Raw genomic sequence first — 1896 nt, forward strand, 5'->3', positions numbered from 1 at the left:
AAACCTTGGTTTGGGCGACGGCTCCGCGCTGCCCGTTGGTGTGCCGGTGCCTTGGCCTTTAGCGACGGTACCTACCGGCTGGCTAAAGTGCAACGGGGCGGCGTTCAGCGCAGCGGACTACCCCTTACTGGCTAAAGCCTATACATCGCTGAAATTACCTGACCTGCGCGGCGAATTTATTCGTGGCTGGGATGATGGGCGCGGAGCAGACAGTGGGCGAACCTTACTTTCATTACAGAGTGATGCACTGCAGCGACTGACTGGCACCCTTGAAATGGGTAATGGTATTGGATTAATGACCAGCCCGCATGCATCCACAGGTGGCGTGTTTTCCGAGGGACCTGAACGCGTGCAAACTCCAGTTACGCAGAACAAAACCGGTAATGCAGTAAGTTACGACTCCGCAAACGTAGCGCGCTCAGCTGCGGAAACTCGTCCGCGCAATGTCGCATTCAACTACATCGTAAGGGCTGCATAATGATCGATAAAAAAGAGATTACGCTGGATGAGAACGGGCTGGCGCAGGCGTCAGGTATGCTGACGGTGTTTAACTTCCATCCCGAAACCGGCCTTTATACAGGCAGCAGCCAGGAGTTTCTGGCGCAGGGACTTGGCATCCCCGCGCATTCAACCGTGAGTGCTCCACCTTCCGTGATGGCAGGTCAGGTGAGTGTGTTTCTTGACGGCAGATGGTTGCAGGTGGCAGACCATCGCGGCGAAACGGTGTACAGCACAGCGACCGGTGAAGCCACTACTATTTCGCTTCCGGGCGATTACCCTGCAGGAACCACGCTACTTATACCTGCGACGGCTTTTGATAAGTGGGGCGGTGCAGCATGGGTTACAGATACAGTTGCTGCAAAAAAGGCGGCTGTTATCACGGCGGAAGAAGAAAAAGCAGCGCGCACAGTTGAAGCGGGCAGCATTACACAGGCGTGGCAGACACAGCTCATGCTTGGAATTATTAAGGATGAGGATAAAATTTTGCTTACCGCGTGGATGCGATACCTGCAGGCTGTGCAGGCATTAGATATGTCAGGCGCGCCGGATATTAACTGGCCAGTGCGACCTGACCAGGCGTAAACGGATATGGATAGCTTGTCTATAGGAAGCTAAGCCAGATTGAAAAGCTTGATATCATACAGGCGTATCAGGCCAGACAATGCTTAGCCCAGCAGATGTATCAACGCGCATGAGCTGAATCCGATATTTCTTCCAGGCAATCAGCAATGCACTCTCATCTTCAGTAGCCATTTCCAAATCAGTGGCATCCTGTAGAGGCTGAATAGTTGCATCGGCAAATGCCCTGAGCTGGTTCTTTCTCACCTCTGCCTGCATGATCACTTCCTCTGAAGTAGGCAGTGGTGGTTCATTCAGGCAGGGTCTCATATCAGGACCAAATGAAATGACTTTTCCCTGAGTTTGGCCTTCAAGCAATGCCGCCCATTTCTCATCAGTAATATCTACAGCGTCCTCAGGAATGACATCGTTAATGGTTGTTTCATAAAAAGCATTATAAGAGGGGGAGTATTTTTTCATTAGTAACCTACCGCTATCCACCAGATGCCCTGCTGAGAATTTCCGGGGCCAGTGCATGAGAGATCGAAAGAAGCCTTATCGCGAAATTGCAGGCCTACCGAATATTCACCCGCCATTGTGATCTTTGACCCTTTATTCGCCAGAACGCTGAAACCGGCATTCGGGAAGGCTATAGGCAGTGTGACAACTGTTACTGATTGTTGGGCAAAACTTCCATATCCCCACTGAAAAATGATGCCATTAGGAAGCTTGCAGTATCCATTACCGCTTTTAACAGCAGCAAAAAAGCTCATGTCTGGCACCTGTCCTGCACCATTTCCGACATCCTTTTTAGCCGCTTCACCCAAACCAAGGTTT

4 protein-coding genes are annotated in these 1896 nt (G+C 51.1%); 2 read left to right on the plus strand and 2 right to left on the minus strand.

Annotated elements, in window-relative coordinates:
* Positions 1–478, plus strand: a 478-nt coding sequence (locus tag AC1MDE_RS25750; protein WP_480345212.1) for a phage tail protein, incomplete at its 5' end; no start/stop codon positions are given.
* 56 nt (positions 479–534) lie between these two features.
* Positions 535–1083 (plus strand): tail fiber assembly protein, encoded by a 549-nt coding sequence (locus tag AC1MDE_RS25755; protein WP_480345214.1) that lies wholly within the window; start codon positions 535–537, stop codon positions 1081–1083.
* 54 nt (positions 1084–1137) lie between these two features.
* Here AC1MDE_RS25755 and AC1MDE_RS25760 read toward each other — a convergent pair whose 3' ends face one another.
* Complete coding sequence (locus AC1MDE_RS25760) at positions 1138–1539, minus strand: tail fiber assembly protein (RefSeq protein WP_480345216.1); 402 nt, start codon at positions 1537–1539, stop codon at positions 1138–1140.
* Positions 1539–1896, minus strand: a 358-nt coding sequence (locus tag AC1MDE_RS25765; protein WP_480345217.1) for a gp53-like domain-containing protein, incomplete at its 5' end; no start/stop codon positions are given. The genes AC1MDE_RS25765 and AC1MDE_RS25760, both read right to left, overlap by 1 nt.

The sequence above is a fragment of the Pantoea folii genome (assembly GCF_056678875.1).